Annotated in this window: 13 protein-coding genes; 7 read left to right on the forward strand and 6 right to left on the reverse strand. The window is 65.5% G+C overall.

Annotated features, from left to right (window positions below):
- Positions 1-675: 675 nt before the first annotated feature.
- The 6 genes from CYR52_RS17895 to CYR52_RS17920 all read right to left on the reverse strand — a co-directional run bounded on the left by CYR52_RS17895 (position 676) and on the right by CYR52_RS17920 (position 6,559).
- Positions 676-2,103 (reverse strand): serine/threonine protein kinase, encoded by a 1,428-nt coding sequence (locus CYR52_RS17895; protein WP_101829089.1) that lies wholly within the window; start codon positions 2,101-2,103, stop codon positions 676-678.
- 13 nt (positions 2,104-2,116) lie between these two features.
- Positions 2,117-3,073: a type VI secretion system-associated protein gene (locus tag CYR52_RS17900; protein ID WP_241506131.1), complete on the reverse strand. Its 957-nt coding sequence runs from the start codon at positions 3,071-3,073 to the stop codon at positions 2,117-2,119.
- A 47-nt stretch (positions 3,074-3,120) separates the two neighbouring features.
- The gene (locus CYR52_RS17905; RefSeq protein ID WP_072928556.1) at positions 3,121-3,978 is read right to left on the reverse strand and encodes a PP2C family protein-serine/threonine phosphatase; all 858 of its coding nucleotides are present in this window, start codon (positions 3,976-3,978) and stop codon (positions 3,121-3,123) included.
- Positions 3,978-5,447 carry a type VI secretion system-associated FHA domain protein TagH gene (gene tagH, locus CYR52_RS17910; RefSeq protein WP_101829090.1) on the reverse strand — a complete coding sequence of 490 codons (1,470 nt, stop codon included), beginning with the start codon at positions 5,445-5,447 and terminating at the stop codon, positions 3,978-3,980. Before tagH ends, CYR52_RS17905 begins: the two co-directional genes overlap by 1 nt.
- 108 nt (positions 5,448-5,555) lie before the next feature.
- Positions 5,556-5,978 carry a hypothetical protein gene (locus tag CYR52_RS17915; RefSeq protein WP_072928558.1) on the reverse strand — a complete coding sequence of 141 codons (423 nt, stop codon included), beginning with the start codon at positions 5,976-5,978 and terminating at the stop codon, positions 5,556-5,558.
- A gap of 89 nt (positions 5,979-6,067) precedes the next feature.
- Positions 6,068-6,559 (reverse strand): hypothetical protein, encoded by a 492-nt coding sequence (locus CYR52_RS17920; RefSeq protein ID WP_079205222.1) that lies wholly within the window; start codon positions 6,557-6,559, stop codon positions 6,068-6,070.
- 253 nt (positions 6,560-6,812) lie between these two features.
- Between CYR52_RS17920 and cbl the strand changes: the two genes are divergently transcribed.
- The 7 genes from cbl to CYR52_RS17955 all read left to right on the forward strand — a co-directional run bounded on the left by cbl (position 6,813) and on the right by CYR52_RS17955 (position 19,045).
- The gene (gene cbl, locus CYR52_RS17925) at positions 6,813-7,766 is read left to right on the forward strand and encodes an HTH-type transcriptional regulator Cbl (RefSeq protein WP_072928560.1); all 954 of its coding nucleotides are present in this window, start codon (positions 6,813-6,815) and stop codon (positions 7,764-7,766) included.
- A 48-nt stretch (positions 7,767-7,814) separates the two neighbouring features.
- Complete coding sequence (locus CYR52_RS17930; RefSeq protein WP_241522429.1) at positions 7,815-9,095, forward strand: nitrate regulatory protein; 1,281 nt, start codon at positions 7,815-7,817, stop codon at positions 9,093-9,095.
- A gap of 252 nt (positions 9,096-9,347) precedes the next feature.
- Complete coding sequence (locus CYR52_RS17935) at positions 9,348-10,601, forward strand: CmpA/NrtA family ABC transporter substrate-binding protein (RefSeq protein ID WP_101829092.1); 1,254 nt, start codon at positions 9,348-9,350, stop codon at positions 10,599-10,601.
- A gap of 9 nt (positions 10,602-10,610) precedes the next feature.
- Positions 10,611-11,486: a nitrate ABC transporter permease gene (ntrB, locus tag CYR52_RS17940; RefSeq protein WP_101829093.1), complete on the forward strand. Its 876-nt coding sequence runs from the start codon at positions 10,611-10,613 to the stop codon at positions 11,484-11,486.
- Between the two features lie 10 nt (positions 11,487-11,496).
- Positions 11,497-12,291, forward strand: coding sequence for an ABC transporter ATP-binding protein (locus CYR52_RS17945; RefSeq protein WP_072928606.1), 795 nt, complete (start codon positions 11,497-11,499; stop codon positions 12,289-12,291).
- A gap of 14 nt (positions 12,292-12,305) precedes the next feature.
- Entirely contained in the window at positions 12,306-16,439 is a 4,134-nt protein-coding gene (gene nirB / locus CYR52_RS17950; RefSeq protein WP_101829094.1) for a nitrite reductase large subunit NirB, read from the forward strand.
- Complete coding sequence (locus CYR52_RS17955) at positions 16,436-19,045, forward strand: nitrate reductase (RefSeq protein ID WP_101829095.1); 2,610 nt, start codon at positions 16,436-16,438, stop codon at positions 19,043-19,045. Before nirB ends, CYR52_RS17955 begins: the two co-directional genes overlap by 4 nt.
- The last annotated feature ends 41 nt before the right edge of the window (positions 19,046-19,086 follow it).

Genomic DNA, 19,086 nt, shown 5'->3' on the forward strand with positions numbered 1-19,086 from the left:
TTCCGGGCCGCCGCTAATGACAGTCCCTGTCATGGGCGGCTCTCGCGGGCATCCATGCCCGCTCACCCGGCCCTGCGCCTCCACTCGGCAATGATTTTTACGCCCCCACCCCTTTGCAAACCCGTAAGTATGTAAGGAAATAGTAGGGGAGGTTTTTGGGCATGATGTGTGCTTTTTCTGCTTTGCATTTTCATGTGGCTGCAATTTTTATATCTGCACCAAAAACTAAAACATGTCTTATCTACTCTTTCCTTACATAGCCAAGAATTTGCAGAGGGGTGGGGGCATTAAATTATTGCCGACGAGGACGCAGGGCCGGGTGAGCACACAGGGATGTGTGCGAGAGGTACAGCCACGCTGGGAGCGTGTCTGTACCGGCCCGATAAGCCCGGAGGACGCTGGAGGGAACCCGCTACGCGGGCAATAATTCTGCCGGATCACCGAAAGTGCGCGGGTGCAGGGCGAGCGCACTGGCGCGCCCTGCTCGGTTGAGGCTCAGTGAGCCGGGTAGATAAAGACACATGAGCAACCGAAACATGCCACTTCATCTATGTTTAGGCTCTGCAAGAGCTCGGCAGACAAAGACACATGAGCAACCGAAACATGCCACAGCATATAAACAACCGAAACAACCCACCTTCCTAAAAAAGAAAGCCCCCCGGTATGCAATACCGGTCACCCCCCTGGTGCCACCACCCATGTCCCCGCCCGGTCAATCTTCAGCGCCTGAAGCCCGCGCCGCTGCCCGTTCTCCCGGATCTCAAGCTGGTATTCACCCGCTGCCAGGCTGAGCATCGCAAACCCGCTGGTGCTGATCTTGACCGTCTGCGGCTGGCCGTCCAGCAAGACCTGCTCGCCGGGGTTCAGGCGGAAATAGACCTGCGCCAGCGGCGCGCCCGGCACCGGCGTGGCGGCGTCTGCCGCGGCACCGGCATCCGGGTCGGCCACCGCGGCCGGGGCGTTCTCCGGCGTATTGTTGGCGACGGTATGCGTGCTCTCGCGATCGCCGGGGCCGGTCGAGAGCCACACCACCACGCCGAGCACCGCCACTACCGCCACGGCGGCCAGGGCCAGCACCGGGCGGCTGATGCGCGTCTGCCCGGCGGCCACCGCATCCGCCACCGGCGCACCGGCCGCCGGGTTGGCGGCAACCAGCACCGCCGCCGGGGCGGCCATCGGTGAGCTGATAATCTCGCTGACATCCGACACCGGCAACTGCAACTCCGCTGCCAGCTGCTCAATCGACTGCGGGCGATCCTCTGGTTTCAGCGCCAGCGCGTGATCCACCACCTGCAACAGCCCCAGGGAGTAGCCGGCCGGGCGGCGCTGCACCAGCGGCACATAACTGTCTTCAATGCTGCGCACCACGCTGACCGGCGGCGGCGCACCGGTGATCAGCGTATGCAGCACCGCACCCAGCGCGTAAATGTCCGTCCACGGCCCCTGTTCGCCGTCGCTGTTCTCCATATACTGCTCGATCGGCGCGAACCCCGGCTTCAGCATAATCTCGGTCTCATCCGAAAGATTGCCGATCTCCTTGCGCGCAGAGCCGAAGTCGAGCAGTACCGGCAACTGGTTCTCCTGAATCTGGATATTGTCCAGCGAGATATCGCGGTGCAGATACCCTTCCTGATGGATGGTATGGATCGCGCTGAACAACGGCGGCAGCAGGTTACGGATCCACGCCTCGTCAATCAGCGCCGGCTGCGACAGCTTCAGGTTTTTCAGCGTATTGCCGGTGTAAAACTGGGTGCCCATATAGGCGGTGCCGTTCTCCTCCCAGAAACGCAGCACGTGCAGCAGGCCGGGGTGGGAGAAACGCGCCAGCAGCCGCGCCTCCTGGATAAAACTGTGCAACCCGGCCTGGAACGTTTTGGTGAAACGGTCACTGCGCACCCCCACGCTTAAGTCTTCATTGCGCTGGGCCAGTTTGGTCGGCATGTATTCTTTGATAGCAATAGTGCGCTCAAGCTGGTGATCGTAGGCACGGTAAACAATGCCGAAGCCCCCTTCGCCAATCACCTCCAGGATCTCAAATTCCCGGAAACGGTAACCTACCGGCAGGCTGTTAGAGGGAGGATGACGCTGTTCAATTCCCGACATAGTGGCTTCTCTGTTAATTGACCGTGCGGTAAGCCGCGGCGGCCGGGTCAGTCTCGGGGCTGACCTTTTCCACCAGCAGGAAGGTCAGGGCGGTGCTGGCGGCCGGCAGCAGCGGCAGGTACGCCGCCTGTGCCTGTTCAATCGCCTGTTTCAGGGTGGCGGCGTTGTCCGCCTCATCCCGGCCAATCTGTAAAATCACCCGGCCGTCAAAGCGCCAGGCGTGCAGTGAGCGGTCAAACGGCAGCAGCAGGAAGCTGTCCGGCGCTTTGTCGTGGTTGCTCAGCAGCATCTGCCGCTCATCGGCGCTGATCACCGCCAGCGCGGCGCTGGTCGGGTTGAGGTTGGCCAGCGGGAACCCGCGGTAGAAGGTCAGGGCGGTCGGCGCAGCGCTGGCTGACGGCGTCACGCTGACGTCACTGCGGTCGGTCATCCAGCCGTCCGGCGTGCAGGTCACGCTGTCACCGCTCGGCACAAACAGCGCGCTGCCGTCACGCGTGGCGTCCCAGTAGGTGCGGAAATGGCAGCCGTTCGGCAGGGAGAACGTGGTGGGCTTGTTGCCGCCCGCCTGTTCCGGCGCCAGCGGCACGGCCGGGCCGTCTGCGGTGGCGGCCGGCGCGGCCGCTTCAGCCGGCGGCAGCACCGTCGGCTGCCAGCGGGTGCTTTTCAGCGCCTCGCCCTGCGCCAGTGTCGCCCCGGCCTTGTCGGTCAGGGTAAACGGCAGGCGGGTGGTGGTGTCACACTGCTTCTGAATCAGGTTACCGACGCGCGGCAGGAAGGTGTCCAGCACCGCCGGGTCTTTCTCCCCACCGGCCACAATACGCAGCGGCAGGGTTTCACGGCACCAGTCTTCCGGCTGGCTGCTTTTGACGTCATCAATATAAATTTCAAGTTTCAGGCTGGGCGAATAAGCCAGGCGGTAATCCTGCGCCTGCGCGGCGGGCACGGCCAACAACGCAAGGAGTCCGGACATCCATATTTTCATAGCGTACCTTGTGTGTGTAAAAGTAGACATCAGCCTCAGCCCAGTTTTGATGGCATAAAACGCCCGGCGTCCGGCAAGGAGTGCATCAGGGTGGTCTCCTGCGGAGAGCCGACCCATACGGCAATGGCGCTGTAGTTATCAATATTACGGTTATCAGTGTGGCGGTTATCCGCGTGCGGGTCAGGCACCGCCGCGCACTCAGTGCCGTTGGCGGTGTGCACCGGTGCCTGGTTCAGCCAGGCACGTTCCATCAGGGCAATCCATTCATCCGGTGAATTTACCATATGCAGCGACTGCTCCAGCTCCGCCTCGCTGAAACTGTGCCAGAAGCCGTCGGTGCAGAGCAAAAACACATCGCCGTCCTCCAGTTGCAGCACATCGCTGTAGCTGGCGTCGCGCGCCTCATCCAGCCCCAGCGCAAAGTAGAGCAGGTTACTGTTGATGCCCTGGGTCGAAAACCCGGCATCTTTCATCTGCTGCACCAGGCTGTGGTCGGTGGTGACGTCAAACAGGTAGCCGCGGCGGAACAGGTAGAGGCGGCTGTCACCGGCGTGTGCCCAGTACGCCAGCGAATAATCCCGGTCAATAAACAGGCTGACCAGCGTGGTGCCCATTTTCGCCAGCGCGGCCTCCTGCCGCTGGCGCGCCCGGATCGCCGCATTCGCGCCGGTCACATACTGGCGGATGCTCTGGGCATCCAGGTGTTGCTCACCGTCAAAATTTTCCAGGATGGTGTCACGCGCAATTTTTGCCGCCACCTCGCCCCCCGGCAACCCGGCGATGCCGTCGCAGACCACAAAACAGGCCGAACGGCGGCCGATGATCTCGCCGGTCTGGTCCTGGTTGGTGGCGCGGGTGCCCTGGTGGGAGGTGGTGGCAATGGTAATATTCATTATTCGTCCGGTTTGATTTGCGAATCTTTGTACTGATTGACTTCGGCATCATAGGCGCGCAGGAACGCCTCACCGAACAGGGTGTGGAAATCGTTCTCTACTTCACCGGCGGTCTTCTGGTAGGTTTTGGCGAAGTGGTCCCACAGCGCGGCCTTGCGGTTGGATGACAGCGAGAAGCGCGGGGCATTCCCCTCGCGGCGCGCCTCTTCTTCCAGCCGGTCCGGGTTGAAGGATTGCAGCATCGCGGAAATGATCGCCCGGATACCGGCAATCATCCCCAACTGGTGGGCCTGCAAATCGATCAGCGCGTCACGCACCGCCTGTTCCGGCGGCATAAAGCCCGGCATTTTGCTGCCGAACATCTGCATCAGCACGGTTTTGCCCGACGGCAGCAGCTTGAACGGGTTATTGGCCTCGTCCAGGATCATGGTCATCTCTGCCTTGACCCCGCGCTTGAGAATCGAGCGCGACGAGAGCAGCGCCACGGTGCCCTGCGAGAACAGGCTCAGCAGGCGGCCGACTTCCCGCAACTGGTGCTCATCAAAGCGCGGCGGCGGCTGGAGATCGTTTAAGCCGATGCCTTCCAGCAGCGCGTCCAGCATGTTGCCGTCCAGCGCCTGCGGGCTGCCGTGCAGCAGGTTGCTGTGGCGCGGCACCGGCGGCGCGGTGTAACCCACCGGGTCAATGCCGAGGCGGCCGGAGCGCGGCGCGGCACGCGGCGGTTCCGGCGGGGTCAGCGGCAGGGGTTGCGGGTCAGCGGCCGGGGCCGCCTGCGCCGGTTCAGCTGCGGGCAGCGGCGCATCCTGCATCGCCTGCTGGCGCGCCAGCAGCGCCTGTTCCGCACGCTGTTGCGCCTGGGCGTCATACGGGGCGGCCGGTTGCACCAACGCCGCCGGTTCCGGTGCGTTGTACTGTTCCGGTGCACTGTACTGTTCCGGGGCGCTGTACGGCTCCGGGGCAGCATAGCGATCCGGCGCGGCGTGGGCCTGCGGGGAGGCGAGCGGCTGCGCCGGCGGCGGGGTGACGATCACGGCAGCCGGTTCTGCCGGGCGCGGCACTTCAGCCAGGCGCGGCACGCCGGTCAGGCGCGGGGCTTCCCTGGGGCGCGGGGCCTCAACGGGCGGGGTGGTGTAGGAGGGCGGCGGCGCGGACTGGCTCAGGTCAGTGACCTGGAGCTGGTAATCATCAATGTCGAGCAGATCGCCGTCCTGCAACTCGACCTGCCGGCCACGCTCCAGCGGAATATCATTCAGCACCACGCGCGTAACGTTGCCGCGGTTGGTTATCCGGCACTCACCGTCTGCCGAAATATGCACGATGGCCTGGAGGCGTGAGATTGCCCGGTCTTCATCGGGCAACACCAGGTTATTGTCCACGCTGCGGCCGATGGTCCCGCCCGGAGGCAGGAAGTCAAAGCTGCTTTGCGGGGGAAAATGGCCCTGTTTACTCTTAACAATCGTGAATCGCATAACGTGTTCCTGCAATGGTTTCCGACGCCCAGACCCGGCGCGTCACGGCGGGGAAGCCGGGCTGCGCGGTGTTGCATCGCGGCAGGCGGCAGGCCCGCCGGTTACGGGTTACTGGTCTTCAAGCTGAGCGGCAAAGCGGTCAAACAGGCGGCGGGCCTCTCCACTTTGATATAGGTCGATACAGGCAACGGTGTGATAGCTGCCCTCTACCGGCCCCCGGAAGGGGCGGTCAAGGAAGCGATCAATTAAGGCATCACCTGCGGTAAAGGCCGCGGCCGGCAGCCGGCTTTTCCCGGCATAGAGTGCCGCGGCGCGGTGGGCATCCGCCGGTAATGCGCCGACATTGTCTGACCTGGCAATACAGCGGCTGAGCAGCCAGTTGCGGAAAAGGGCTTCCTGAACCGGTTGTGCAGGGTGGATCGCGAGTGTCGCTGCGTTGTCTGACGCCCCGGCCGCCGGGGCAAAATGTATCGCCAGTAGGACCACTAACGATTTTAAACAATTACCAATAGAGATTTTACTGCTTTTCATTAGAATTTTTACTTATTCACAAAATAACGCAATTTATTAACCAGAACGGCAGTGACGCCGGGGCAGTATTCTGCCACCCCGGCACCGGGTCAGTCGATGATCCAGGTTTCGGACGCCGCATCTTTGCAGGCTTTGCTGTCACCGCCGACTGCCACGCAATCACTTTTTGCCTTGGTGCGGCGCGGGCGGTCCTGGCGCAGGGTGGCCTGGTACTGGGTGCTCGGCACCCCGGCATTGAACGGCACATAGCCGACCAGGTTGCCGTCTTTCTCTTCACTGATGGCCAGCCAGCGGTTATTCGGCTGGCCGATCACATAGAAGGGTTTGGCATTGGTGAGGTGGCCCACCAGGGTGCCGCTGTAGTCAGGGCGGGTCATGATACTGGCCGCATACAGACTGGTATATTGCTGGTTAATGAGTTTCAGGCTTTCCGGCGGCTCAATGGCGCGGCGGTGTTTCAGGGTCAGTTCCCCTACCTGGCTGGTGATAATATCATCCGGGCCATCCTTATGCAGCGGGCCGGATTTACAGGCGCTCAGCGCCAGCGTGGTCAGCAGTACCAGCATGATGCGTATTTTCACAATATCCTCTTTGCTTTCCGGGTATCAATTCTTGGACAGAACTATTTAGCGTCAAAATAACGCAGTTGTGAATCCATTGAGCAAAATAATATCTGCTCATTTTGCTGATTGTACTGGAAAAAAGCCCTAAGGTTAAAAACTCAGATTCCCTTTAGTGCCGAAAGGCATAAGGACTGCCATTTTCTTCTTTTGCATTCGCCGCATTCCCCCGTATCACTACCCTTATCTGAATGAGAGATAAGGAGATAAGGCAATGAATTTCCAGCAGCTGAAAATTATCCGTGAGTCGGCCCGCTGCCGCTTCAACCTCACGGATGTGGCCAATGCGCTGTACACGTCACAATCCGGCGTGTCGCGACACATCCGTGAGCTGGAAGAGGAGCTGGGCATTGAGATTTTCATCCGGCGCGGCAAGCGCCTGCTGGGGATGACGGAGCCGGGCAAAGAGCTGCTGGTGGTGGCGGAGCGTATCCTGAATGACGCGGGCAATATCCGCCGCCTGGCGGATGTGTTCAGCAACAATGACAACGGCGAGCTGCACATCGCCACCACCCACACCCAGGCGCGTTACAGCCTGCCGCGTGTGATCAAGGAGTTCCGCGCCCTCTACCCGCGGGTGCGCCTGACGCTGAACCAGGCCAGCCCCGAGGAGATTGTCGCCATGCTGCACGCCGGGGAGGCGGATATCGGCATCGCCAGCGAACGGCTGATGAGTGATGAGGCGGTGGCGGCCTTTCCCTATTTCCGCTGGCACCATGCGGTGGTAGTGCCTGCCGGCCACCCGCTGGCGGCCCAGGCCGAACCGGTAACGCTGGAGCAGCTCAGCACCCTGCCGCTGATTACCTACCGCCACGGCATCACCGGGCGCGGCAAAATTGATGCCGCCTTCCAGCTGGCGGGGCTGACGCCGGACGTCACCCTGAGCGCGCAGGACTCTGACGTGATCAAAACCTACGTCGAGCTGGGGCTGGGCGTCGGGCTGGTGGCGGACATGTCGGAAGACCGGCGCGACCAGGGGCTGGTCTACCTGAACGCCGAACACCTGTTTGAGGCCAACACCGTGTGGCTCGGCCTGAAGCGCAGCCAGTTGCAGCGCAACTTCGCCTGGCAGTTTATCCAGCTCTGCAACCCGGCGCTCTCCCTGACGGAGATCAAAGAGAAAGTGTTTGCCGCCCAACTGGACACGGTGGACGACTACCAGATCTGATCCGGTACGTATTTTGCAAAACCCTGGCCATGTCCCCCAGAAACAGGCATGGCTATGACGCTTCCCCCGGCCCGGTTACGGGCGCAGGATTTCATCCTGGCTTCAAAACAGAGCGAAATTGCCGGTCTGCACCAGTTGCTGCACACCGGCGAACTGGTGACGGCCGTCAGCGCACTGGTGCACTGCCTGCAACGCGAACGCGGCCTCAGCAATATTCTGCTCTCCAATCGCGAAAGCCCCGCGGCGCGCCACCTTTCCCGGGCGATTCAGGACACCGATGCCGCGCTGGCGGCCTGGCACCGGCCGCTGGCGCAGCTTGACCGGGCGCACCCGCAGGCCGGTAACCTCAGCCGCCTGTTCAACCGGGTGGCCGGGGCGCTGCATGCGCTGGAAGCCCTGCCGGCGCAGCGGGAAGCCAACCGCGCGCCCGCAGCCTCCCGCGCCGCCTCAATGGGCTGCTACAGCGGCATCATCGCCCGGCTGCTGGGGGTGGTGTTTGAGGCGGCGGACGGCTGCGGTGACCCGGCGATTTCACGGGCGCTGATCGCGATGTTCAGCGTGATGCAGGGCAAAGAGCTGGCCGGGCAAGAGCGGGCGATCGGCGCGGCGGGGTTTGCCGCCGGGGAGATGGAGGCCGGGGCGCAACAGCAGCAGCTGGACCTGATCGACGGGCAGGAGCGCTGCATCCAGACGTTCCTCACCTTTGCTGACCCCGCCTCGCAGGCGGCGTGGCAGGCCGGGCCGGGGCAGGGCAACCCGGCGTTTGAGCGGCTGCGGCGCATCCTCTGTGCCGGGCGGTTGCCGCCGGGCGGCGATCAGGTTCAGGCGTGGTTTGACATCACCAGCGCGCGCATGGATGCAATGAAAAGCGTGGAAGACCAGTCCGCCGCGGCGCTCAATGCCTGTTGCCGGGCGGCGCTGGCCGGGGCGCAGCAGGCGCTGGCGGGCCAGCAGCTCAGCCTTGCCCCGCCGGACGCCGGCTACAGCGTGCTGCTTACCGCCACGCCGGGCGGGGAGGCCGCGCACTACCGCGCCGGGGAGCTGGGCGCGCCGCTCGGCCGGGCGATCCTCGACGTCATCCAGCAACAGGCGCAACACCTGCAACAGCTGTCGGCGGAACTGGCCACCCTGCGCGCCAGCCTCAGCGAGCGGCAACAGATCGAGCGCGCCAAAGCGTTGCTGATGCAGCACCGCGGCCTGAGTGAGCCGGAGGCGCACAAGGCGCTGCGGTCACTGGCGATGGCGCAGAACAAGAAACTGATTGAGATCGCCCATGCGCTGCTGGCGGTGGAAAGTGTGCTGGCCGCCAACGAGGATATTGCCCGCTAATTGGGCAAAGGTTGCTGCCTGATGGGGCAATACCCCCGGCCTCTGGCGGGGATTTCCCGGCGCCTGTCTCCCTGAACCGCCCTGAACGGCGGTTTTTTGTTATTGGCACACCCCTTGCATTATTTCTCCTGTCCCATTCGCCAACGGCGGCGAACACGAGGCATCCCGGATAAAGGCGTCCGTTATTGCACAGCGCAGGTTGTGCAGTAACCGGACGCCTTTTTTGTTTTTGTCCCTTGAGAAGGAAGCACCATGACGCGAGAGATTTCCCGCCCCGGCCTGTCCCGCCGCCGTTTTCTGGCCGGCAGTGCGGCACTGGGCGGCAGTTTGCTGCTCCCCGGCCTGCTGAATGCGGCCTGGGCCGCAGGCAGTGATGCGCCGGAGCAGCGCGACATCCGCGTCGGGTTTATCCCGCTGACCGACTGCGCGCCGGTGGTGATCGCCTCAGTCAAACAGTTCGACAAGAAATACGGCATCCACATTATCCCGAGCAAAGAGGCGGGCTGGGCCGGGGTGCGTGACAAGCTGGTTTCCGGCGAGCTGGACGCCGCCCACGTGCTGTATGGCCTGATCTACGGCCTGCAACTCGGCCTCGCCGGGCCGCGCCACCCGATGGCGGTGCTGATGACCCTGAACCAGAACGGCCAGGCCATCAGCCTCGCCGGTGCGTTACAGGAGGCGGGCGTCACGGATGCGGCGTCGCTGAAACAGCACATCAGCCGCAGCGCGCCGGGCAGCGTCACTTTTGCCCATACCTTCCCGACCGGCACCCACGCCATGTGGCTCTACTACTGGCTGGCGGAGGCGGGCATCCACCCGTTTAACGACGTGCGCACGGTGGTGGTGCCGCCGCCGCAGATGGTGATGAACATGCGCATCGGCAACATGAGCGGTTTTTGCGTGGGCGAGCCGTGGAACCAGCGGGCGATCACCGACCGCCTCGGCTTCACTGCCGCCACCAGCCAGCAGATCTGGCCCGATCACCCGGAAAAAGTGCTCGGCAGCCGCGACGAGTGGGTCAGCGCCCACCCGAACAGCGCTCGCGCCCTGACCGCGGCGGTGCTGGAGGCGGCCCGCTGGATTGACGCCTCCGAGGCCAACCGGCGCGAAACCGCCGCCATCCTCGCCGGGCGCGCCTACCTCAACACCCGGCTGGAGCGGATTGAGGGCCGGATGCTCGGCCGGTACGAAAACGGCCTCGGCAAGCAGTGGCAGGACGCCCACGCCATGCGTTTCTTCGCCGACGGCGAGGTGAGTTACCCGTGGCTCTCTGACGGCATGTGGTTTTTAACCCAGTTCCACCGCTGGAATCTGGCGAAAACCGAACCGGATTACGCCGCCGTGGCGCGGCAGATTAACCGCAGCGCCCTGTACCGTGACGCCGCCACCGCCGCCCATGTCAGTGTGCCCGCCAATGAGATGCGCCGCAGCACGCTGATGAACGGCAGCGTCTGGGACGGCAGCAACCCGGCGGGCTATGCCCGCAGTTTCACCCTCAACCGATAGGGGTTCCCGATGAAAACCAACCTGAAAACCCAGCCCGCCGCCCCGTCTGCCGCCCCGGCCAGGGTGATCCCGCTTAACACAGTGCCGGTGCGCCGCCGCTTCACGCCGCCGCGCCTGCGCCCGCTGCTGCAACGGCTGATCCCCGGCCTGCTCGGCCTCGCCGTGCTGCTGGTGGTCTGGCAGGTGGCGGCACTCAACAGCCACGGCTTCCCGACGCCGCTCACCACCTGGGACGCCGCCAGAATTATCTTTGCCGAGCCGTTCTACAACGCCGGGCCGAACGATCAGGGCATCGGCTGGAATGTGCTGGCCTCGCTGCAACGGGTCGGCACCGGCTTCGGGCTGGCGGCGCTGGTGGGCATCCCGGCCGGGTTTTTGATTGGCCGCTTCACCTTCCTGGCGCAGATGCTCAACCCGGTGATTTCACTGCTGCGCCCGGTCAGCCCGCTGGCCTGGCTGCCGATTGGCCTGCTGCTGTTCCAGCGCGCCGAACCGGCTTCCACCTGGACGATTTTTATCTGTTCGATCTGGCCGATGATCCTCAACACCGCCGAAGGGGTGATGCGCATCCCGCAGGACTACCTCAACGTGGCGCGGGTGCTGAAGCTCAGTGAACTCACCGTGATGCGCCGCATCCTGTTCCCGGCGGTGCTGCCGCATGTGCTTACCGGCGTGCGCCTCTCGATCGGCATCGCCTGGCTGGTGATTGTCGCCGCCGAGATGCTCACCGGCGGGGTCGGCATCGGCTTCTGGATCTGGAACGAGTGGAACAACCTGAATGTGGAAAACATCATCATCGCCATCGGGGTGATTGGGGTGGTCGGCCTGCTGCTTGAGCAGGGGCTGATGGCCATCGCCCGCCGCTTTACCTATGACGCACGCTGAGGAGCCGACCATGCCTGACCATCCGATTATTGCCGTCCAGAATGTCAGCCAGCGCTTCACCACGCCGCAAGGCAGTTTCCTGGCGCTGGACAACGTCAGTTTCACCATCGCCGCCGGGGAAACCGTGAGCCTGATCGGCCACTCCGGCTGCGGCAAATCCACGCTGCTGAACCTGATCGCCGGGCTGACGCGCCCCAGTGAGGGCGTGCTGCTGTGCGATAACCGCGAAATCGACGGCCCCGGCCCGGAGCGCGGGGTGGTGTTCCAGAACCATTCGCTGCTGCCGTGGCTCACCTGCTACGACAACGTGGCGCTGGCGGTGGATCAGGTGTTCCGCCGCGAGATGGGCAAGGGTGAACGCCGTGACTGGATTGAGCACAACCTGGCGCTGGTGCAGATGAGCCACGCCCGCGACAAACGGCCGGGGGAGATCTCCGGCGGCATGAAGCAGCGCATCGGCATCGCCCGCGCGCTGGCGATGAAACCCAAAGTGCTGCTGATGGATGAGCCGTTCGGCGCGCTCGATGCCCTGACGCGCGCCCACCTGCAGGACGCGGTGATGGCGATCCAGCAGCGGCTGCACACCACCATTGTGCTGATCACCCACGATGTGGATGAGGCGGTGCTGCTCTCCGACCGGGTGCTGATGATGACCAACGGCCCGGCGGCCCATGTCGGGCAGATCCTGCCGGTGCCGCTTGACCGCCCGCGTCACCGCGTCGCACTGGCGCAGGACCCGGTCTACAGCCACTGCCGCCAGCAGATCCTGCACTTCCTGTACGCCAAACAGCCCAGCGCGGCCTGAACCGGGAGAGAAGCATGACCCAAAGGCTGATCGTGGTGGGCAACGGCATCGCCGGGATGCACTGTGTGGAAACGCTCTGCCGCCTGGCACCGGGGCGTTTTGCCGTCAGCGTGATAGGTGCGGAGCCGCACGGCAGCTACAACCGCATTCTGCTTTCGCCGGTGCTGGCGGGGGAGCAGCGGCCGGAAGAGACGCTGCTGCCGCTGCCGGATAGCGCAATGGGTGACAACGTCACTTTCTATCATGGCGAAACCGCGCTGCGCATCGACCGGGCGCGCCGGGTGCTGCACACCGGCCAACGCAGCCTGCCGTATGACCAGCTGGTGCTGGCGACCGGCGCACGGCCGCTGTTGCCCCAGGTACCGGGCGTGGAACTGGACGGCGTGCTCGGCTTTCGCACGCTGGCGGATGTAGAGCGGATGCTGGCGCGCTGCCGCCCCGGCGCACCGGCGGTGGTTCTCGGCGGCGGCATCCTCGGCATTGAGGCGGCCTGCGCGCTGGCGCAGCGCGGGATGCGCGTCACGTTGTTACACCGTCACGCCGGGTTGATGGAGCGCCAGCTTGATAACCAGGCCGGGCAGTTGCTGAAAGCCGATCTGCACCGGCGCGGCCTGCGCATCCTGACCGGCTGCGAAGTGGCCGCTTTCCACGGCCACGGCACGCTGGAGGCGGTAACGCTGGGCGACGGTACGCGGCTGCCCGCGGTGCTGGCGGTGGCCTGCATCGGCACCCGGCCGGAGACCTCCCTGGCCGCCGCTGCCGGGCTGGCGTGCGATCGCGGCATTCTGGTGGATGGCCGGCTGGCCACCGCAGACCCGGCGATCTCCGCTGTCGGTGAATGCGCGCAACCCGGCACCTTCACCGCCGGGCTGGTGGCCCCGTGCCGGGAACAGGCGGAGGTGCTGGCGCAGCGGCTGGCCGGGCAACCGGGGGCCGCCTGGCAGCCGTCACCGTTGCCGACCCGGCTGAAAGTCACCGGCATCGCCGCGTTCTCCGCCGGGGAGGTGCAGGCCGCGCCACAGGATGAGATCCACCACACCTTTGACCCGCTGTCCGGCCACTACCGCCGCCTGCTGCTGCGTAACGGCTGTTTGCGCGGCGTGATGTTTTACGGCGACACCACGGATGCCGCCGCCTATAGCCACCTGCTGGGGCAACCGGTCAGTGATGACCTGCTGCTCGGCCTACATTCTGAACAATCGGGCGCGGCTGCGGCTGCGCCCCGGAGGAGCACCACGATGAGCGATGCACTTTTTTCCGGCGTCCGCCCGGTACTGCTGCTGGCCGGTCACGGCATGGTCGGCCACTATTTTCTGGAACAACTGGTCGAGCGCAACCTGCACCGGCGTTACCAGATCATCGTCTGTGCGGAGGAGCCGGTCGCGGCCTATGACCGCGTCCACCTCTCCGAATTTTTCGGCGGCCGCAGCGCGGCATCCCTGAGCCTGGTGGCCGACGGCTTTTTTGACCGCCACGGCATCGAGCTGCGCCTCGGCTGCACGCTGACGGCGATTGACCGCGTGCGCCGCTGCGTGGTGGACAACGCCGGGCGCGAAACGCCGTATGACCACCTGGTGCTGGCGACCGGTTCCGCGCCCTTTGTGCCGCCGATCCCCGGTGCTGACCGTCCGCACTGCCTGGTCTACCGCACGTTGAGCGATCTGGAGGCGATTGCCGCCAGCGCCGGGGGGGCCGCGCGCGGCGTGGTGATTGGCGGCGGCCTGCTGGGGCTGGAGGCAGCGCACGCGCTGAAACAGCTTGGGCTGGAGACGCATGTGGTGGAGTTCGCGCCGCGCCTGATGGCGGTGCAACTGGATGACGGCGGCGCAGCGATGCTGCGCCGCAAAATCGACGCCCTCGGCGTGACGGTGCACACCGGCCATGAGACCAAAAGCATCACCGACGGCAGCAGCGCGCGCCACTGCCTGACGTTCGCCGACGGCAGCACGCTGGAGAGCGATCTGGTGCTGTTCTCCGCCGGCATCCGCCCGCGTGATGCCCTGGCGCGTGAGAGTGACCTCGCCGTCGGCCCGCGCGGCGGCATCGTGATTGATAACCAGTGCCGCACCTCCGACCCGGCGATTTTCGCCCTCGGTGAGTGCGCGCTGTGGGACGGCCGGATTTTCGGGCTGGTGGCCCCCGGCTACCAGATGGCGCGCACGCTGGCCGCCACGCTGGCGGGTGAGGAGGCGGCCTTTACCGGCGCGGACATGAGCACCAAGCTGAAACTGCTCGGCGTGGAGGTGGCTTCGCTCGGCGACGCCCACGGCAGCACCCCCGGCAGCCAGAGCTACCGCTGGGAGGATGGCCCGTCTGAGGTGTACAAGAAAATCGTGGTCTCCGCTGACGGCAAACGCCTGCTCGGCGCGGTGCTGGTGGGCGACAGCAGCGACTACCCGACGCTGCATCAGATGATGCTCAACGATCTGCCGCTGCCCGCCCAGCCCGCCGGGCTGATTCTGCCGGCCGCCGCCGGTGCTGCCCCGGCGCTGGGTGTGGCGGCACTGCCCGACAGCGCGCAGGTCTGCTCCTGCCATAACGTCAGCAAAGGCGCGATCCTGGCGGCGGTCGACGGCGGCTGCACCGACATGGCGGGCATCAAAGCCTGTACCAAAGCGGCCACCGGCTGCGGCGGCTGTGCCGCCCTGGTGAAACAGGTGATGGAAGCCGGGCTGGCGGCGCACGGCGTCGAGGTAAAACGCGACATCTGCGAGCATTTTGCCTATTCACGTCAGGAACTCTACCTGCTGATCCGTGCGGGCAAGATCCGCACCTTTGGCGAGTTGCTGGCGAAACATGGCCGCGGCCACGGCTGTGAAATCTGCAAGCCGCTGGCAGGCTCGCTGCTCGCCTCCTGCTGGAATGACTACCTGCTGGAACCGGCGCACCGCCCGTTGCAGGACACCAACGACCGCTACTTCGCCAATATCCAGAAAGACGGCACTTACTCGGTGGTGCCGCGCATCCCGGCCGGGGAGATCACCCCCGATGGCCTGCTGGCGATTGGTGCGGTGGCGAAAACGTTCAACCTCTACACCAAAATCACCGGCGGCCAGCGCGTTGACCTGTTCGGCGCGCGGCTGGAGCAGTTGCCCGCGATCTGGCAGCGGCTGGTGGACGCCGGGTTCGAAACCGGCCATGCCTACGGCAAATCGCTGCGCACGGTGAAATCCTGCGTCGGCTCCACCTGGTGCCGCTACGGCGTGCAGGACTCCACCGGGCTGGCGATTGAGCTGGAGCACCGTTACAAGGGGTTGCGTTCGCCGCACAAGATTAAAATGGCGGTCTCCGGCTGCACCCGCGAGTGCGCCGAGGCACAGAGCAAAGATGTCGGGGTGATCGCCACCGACAAAGGCTGGAACCTTTACGTCTGCGGTAACGGCGGCATGAAGCCGCGCCATGCCGAACTGCTGGCGGCAGACCTCGATCGCGAGACGCTGATCCGCACCATTGACCGTTTCCTGATGTTCTACATCCGCACCGCTGACCGCCTGCAACGCACCAGCGTCTGGCGTGACAACCTGGAGGGCGGGCTGGAGACGCTGCGCGACGTGGTGCTGCATGACTCGCTCGGGCTGGGTGCGGAGCTGGAGCAGGAGATGCAGGCCGTGGTGGAGAGCTACCAGTGCGAATGGCAGACCACGCTGGCCTCGCCGGAACAGCAGGCGCTGTTCCGCCCGTTCCTCAACAGCGACCAGCCGGACGAGGCGGTGTTGCAGGTGCTGGAGCGCGGCCAGCCGCGCCCGGCCGGGCTGCCGCCTGTCATGGCTCACGCACAGCCGGGCGACGGCTGGGAAGAGGTCGGTCTGCTCTCTGCCATCCCGGCCGACAGTGGGCTGGCCGCGCGGCTGGGCGACCGGCAGATTGCGCTGTTCCACCTGCCGCACACCGCGGAAAAAGTGTTTGCGCTGGAGAACCACGAGCCGGGCAGCCAGGCCAATGTGCTGGCGCGCGGCCTGACCGGCGACGCGGGCGGCGAGCCGATAGTGATTTCCCCGCTGTATAAACAGCGTTTCCGCCTGCGTGACGGCACCAGCCTCGACAAGCCGGGCGTACGCCTGCTGTGCTGGCCGGTGCGCGTGGAGCAGGGGCGCATCTGGGTCTGCCGCCAGCCGGTGACGGAAAACGCGCTGGAGACGGTGTCATGACGGCCGTCAACACGACCTGCCCCTATTGCGGCGTCGGCTGCGGCGTGCGGGCGGAGGTGCAGGGCGCGGGCGTCACGGTCAGCGGCGACCCGCAACACCCGGCTAACCTCGGGCGGCTCTGCATCAAGGGCAGCCGCCTCGGCGACACGCTGGATCTCAGCGGGCGGCTGCTGTACCCGATGCTGGGCGACCAACGCGTCAGTTGGGAACAGGCGCTGGACGCGGCGGCCGCGGGGCTGCAACAGGTGATCCGCACCCACGGCCCGCAGGCGGTGGCGTTTTATGGCTCCGGCCAGCTGCTCACCGAGGATTACTACGTCGCCAACAAACTGATGAAGGGGTTCATCGGCGCAGGCAACATGGACACCAACTCGCGCCTCTGCATGGCGTCGGCGGTGGCGGGGCATAAGCGGGCGCTGGGTGCGGACTGGGTGCCGTGCCGCTACCGCGATCTGGAACAGACCGACCTGGTGCTGCTGGTGGGCAGCAATGCCGCCTGGGCGCATCCGGTGCTCTACCAGCGGCTGGCAGAAGCGAAACGGCAGCGGCCGCAGATGCAGGTGGTACTGATTGACCCGCGCGCCACCGCCAGCGCCGATCTGGCTGACTGCCATCTGGCGTTGCGGCCGGGCAGTGACATTGCGCTGTTCAATGGCCTGCTGCACTGGCTGCATCAGCACGGTGCGCTGGACCAGGCCTTTTTGCAGCAGCACACCACCGGCGCGGACGCGGCACTGGCCGCCGCCGCGGCGTGGGATCTGGCGCGGGCAAGTGCTGAGACCGGGCTGAGCACCGGGGCGCTAACCGCGTTCTTCCGGCAGGTGGCGCAGGCACCGCGCATGATGACGCTGTTCTCGATGGGGATTAACCAGTCCTCAGCGGGTACCGATCAGGTCAATGCCATCACCAATCTGCACCTGGCGACCGGGCGCATTAACACGCCGGGCAACGGCCCGTTTTCACTCACCGGCCAGCCGAATGCGATGGGCGGGCGCGAGGTGGGCGGGCTGGCGAACCAACTGGCGGCGCATATGGGCTTCAGCGCCGAAGAGGTCGACCGCGTCGGGCGTTTCTGGGGCAGTGACAACGTCACACAGGAACCGGGGCTGAATGCCACCGCACTGTTTGATGCCCTGGCCGACGGCCGCATTAAAGCGGTCTGGATTATGGGCACCAACCCGCTGGTCTCCCTGCCGGATGCCGACCGGGCGCGGCAGGCGCTGGCCGGTTGCCCGCTGGTGATCGTCTCTGAGGTGATGCAGGAGACCGACACCGCCGCGCTGGCGCATATCCGCTTGCCGGCGCTGGCGTGGGGCGAAAAAGAGGGCACGGTGACCAACTCAGAGCGCTGCCTCTCGCGCCAGCGCGCCTTTTTGCCGCCGCCGGGCGAGGCGCGGGGCGACTGGTGGATAGTCAGCCAGGTGGCGCAGCGGCTGGGCTTCGGCGCGGCATTTGCCTACACCCATCCGCATCAGATTTTCTGCGAACATGCGGCGCTCTCCGGCTTTGAGAACCGGGGGCAGCGCGCCTTTGACATCAGCGCACTGGCGACGCTGACGCAGGAACAGTATCAGCAACTCACCCCGCAGCGCTGGCCGCTGCCTGCGCTGCCGCGCCCGGGACGTGCCTTCTGGCACCCCGATAACAAAGCGCGGCTGCTGGCGGTGGCCCCGCCGCACTTGCCGGAAGCCGCCGGTTACCCGCTGACCATGAACAGCGGGCGCATCCGCGACCAGTGGCACACCATGACGCGCACCGGCAAAGCCGCCGCGCTGATGCGCCACACGCCGGAGCCGGTCTGCGTGCTCCACCCCACTGACATGGCTGACATCGCGGAAGGCGACATCGTGCGCGTCACCTCGCCGCGCGGCTGGTTGCTGGCGCGGGCCACCGCGGATCACGGCCAGCCGCGCGGCAGCGTGTTTGTGCCGATGCACTGGAACCGGCAGTTCAGCGCGCAGGCGCGGGTGAATGCGCTGGTGGAGGCGCGGGTGGACCCGGTTTCCGGCCAGCCGCAGAGCAAACAGACGCCGGTGCGCGTCGCCCGCTGGCCGGTGGCCTGGCAGGGCGAGCTGTTTTTGCGCGGCGAAGGCGCACCGCCGCCCGCCGTAGGCTACTGGAGCCGGGTAACCCAGCCGGGCGTCAGTGATTTCATCCTGGCGGATTGCACGCCGCCGGCGGACGCAGAAGCCTGGCTCCAGGCGTTATGCGGCGGCGGGCTGTTGCTCCAGCAGGCTTTCATGGGCGCGGCGCGGCATCTGCTCGGCTGGCGTGACGGCGAATTGCAGGCCGCGTTCTACCTGCATCCGCAGCGGCTGCCGGGGCTGGATCGCGAGGCGATTGTCGCGGCGTTCCATGTGCCGCCGCCCGATGCGGCCGCCCGCCGGGCGCTGCTGGCCGGGCGGGCCGCCGGTGAGCAGGCGCCGCGCGGGGCGATTGTCTGTAGCTGCTTCGGCGTGGGTGAACTGGAGATCCGCCGGGCGCTGGCGGGCGGCTGTGATTCCGTCGAGGCGCTGGGCGCGGCGCTGAAATGTGGTACCCATTGTGGCTCCTGCCGACCGGAGCTGAAAAAACTGATCCAACAGGCGGCGACACACCCCGCTTAGGAGCAAAACCATGATCTATTCCAAAATGACCGATAACGCGG

Origin of the sequence: Chimaeribacter arupi, assembly GCF_002858805.1 — a bacterium.
Classification (GTDB): Bacteria; Pseudomonadota; Gammaproteobacteria; order Enterobacterales; family Enterobacteriaceae; genus Chimaeribacter; species Chimaeribacter arupi.

Bases quoted from the DNA above. Each gene is read 5' to 3' on its own strand.
- ntrB (WP_101829093.1), top strand. From the start codon at position 10,611: ATGAAAACCAACCTGAAAACCCAGCCCGCCGCCCCGTCTGCCGCCCCG.
- CYR52_RS17900 (WP_241506131.1), bottom strand. From the start codon at position 3,073: ATGTCCGGACTCCTTGCGTTGTTGGCCGTGCCCGCCGCGCAGGCGCAG.
- CYR52_RS17945 (WP_072928606.1), top strand. From the start codon at position 11,497: ATGCCTGACCATCCGATTATTGCCGTCCAGAATGTCAGCCAGCGCTTC.
- tagH (WP_101829090.1), bottom strand. From the start codon at position 5,447: ATGCGATTCACGATTGTTAAGAGTAAACAGGGCCATTTTCCCCCGCAA.
- CYR52_RS17930 (WP_241522429.1), top strand. From the start codon at position 7,815: ATGGCTATGACGCTTCCCCCGGCCCGGTTACGGGCGCAGGATTTCATC.
- CYR52_RS17955 (WP_101829095.1), top strand. From the start codon at position 16,436: ATGACGGCCGTCAACACGACCTGCCCCTATTGCGGCGTCGGCTGCGGC.
- nirB (WP_101829094.1), top strand. From the start codon at position 12,306: ATGACCCAAAGGCTGATCGTGGTGGGCAACGGCATCGCCGGGATGCAC.
- cbl (WP_072928560.1), top strand. From the start codon at position 6,813: ATGAATTTCCAGCAGCTGAAAATTATCCGTGAGTCGGCCCGCTGCCGC.
- CYR52_RS17895 (WP_101829089.1), bottom strand. From the start codon at position 2,103: ATGTCGGGAATTGAACAGCGTCATCCTCCCTCTAACAGCCTGCCGGTA.
- CYR52_RS17935 (WP_101829092.1), top strand. From the start codon at position 9,348: ATGACGCGAGAGATTTCCCGCCCCGGCCTGTCCCGCCGCCGTTTTCTG.
- CYR52_RS17915 (WP_072928558.1), bottom strand. From the start codon at position 5,978: ATGAAAAGCAGTAAAATCTCTATTGGTAATTGTTTAAAATCGTTAGTG.
- CYR52_RS17905 (WP_072928556.1), bottom strand. From the start codon at position 3,978: ATGAATATTACCATTGCCACCACCTCCCACCAGGGCACCCGCGCCACC.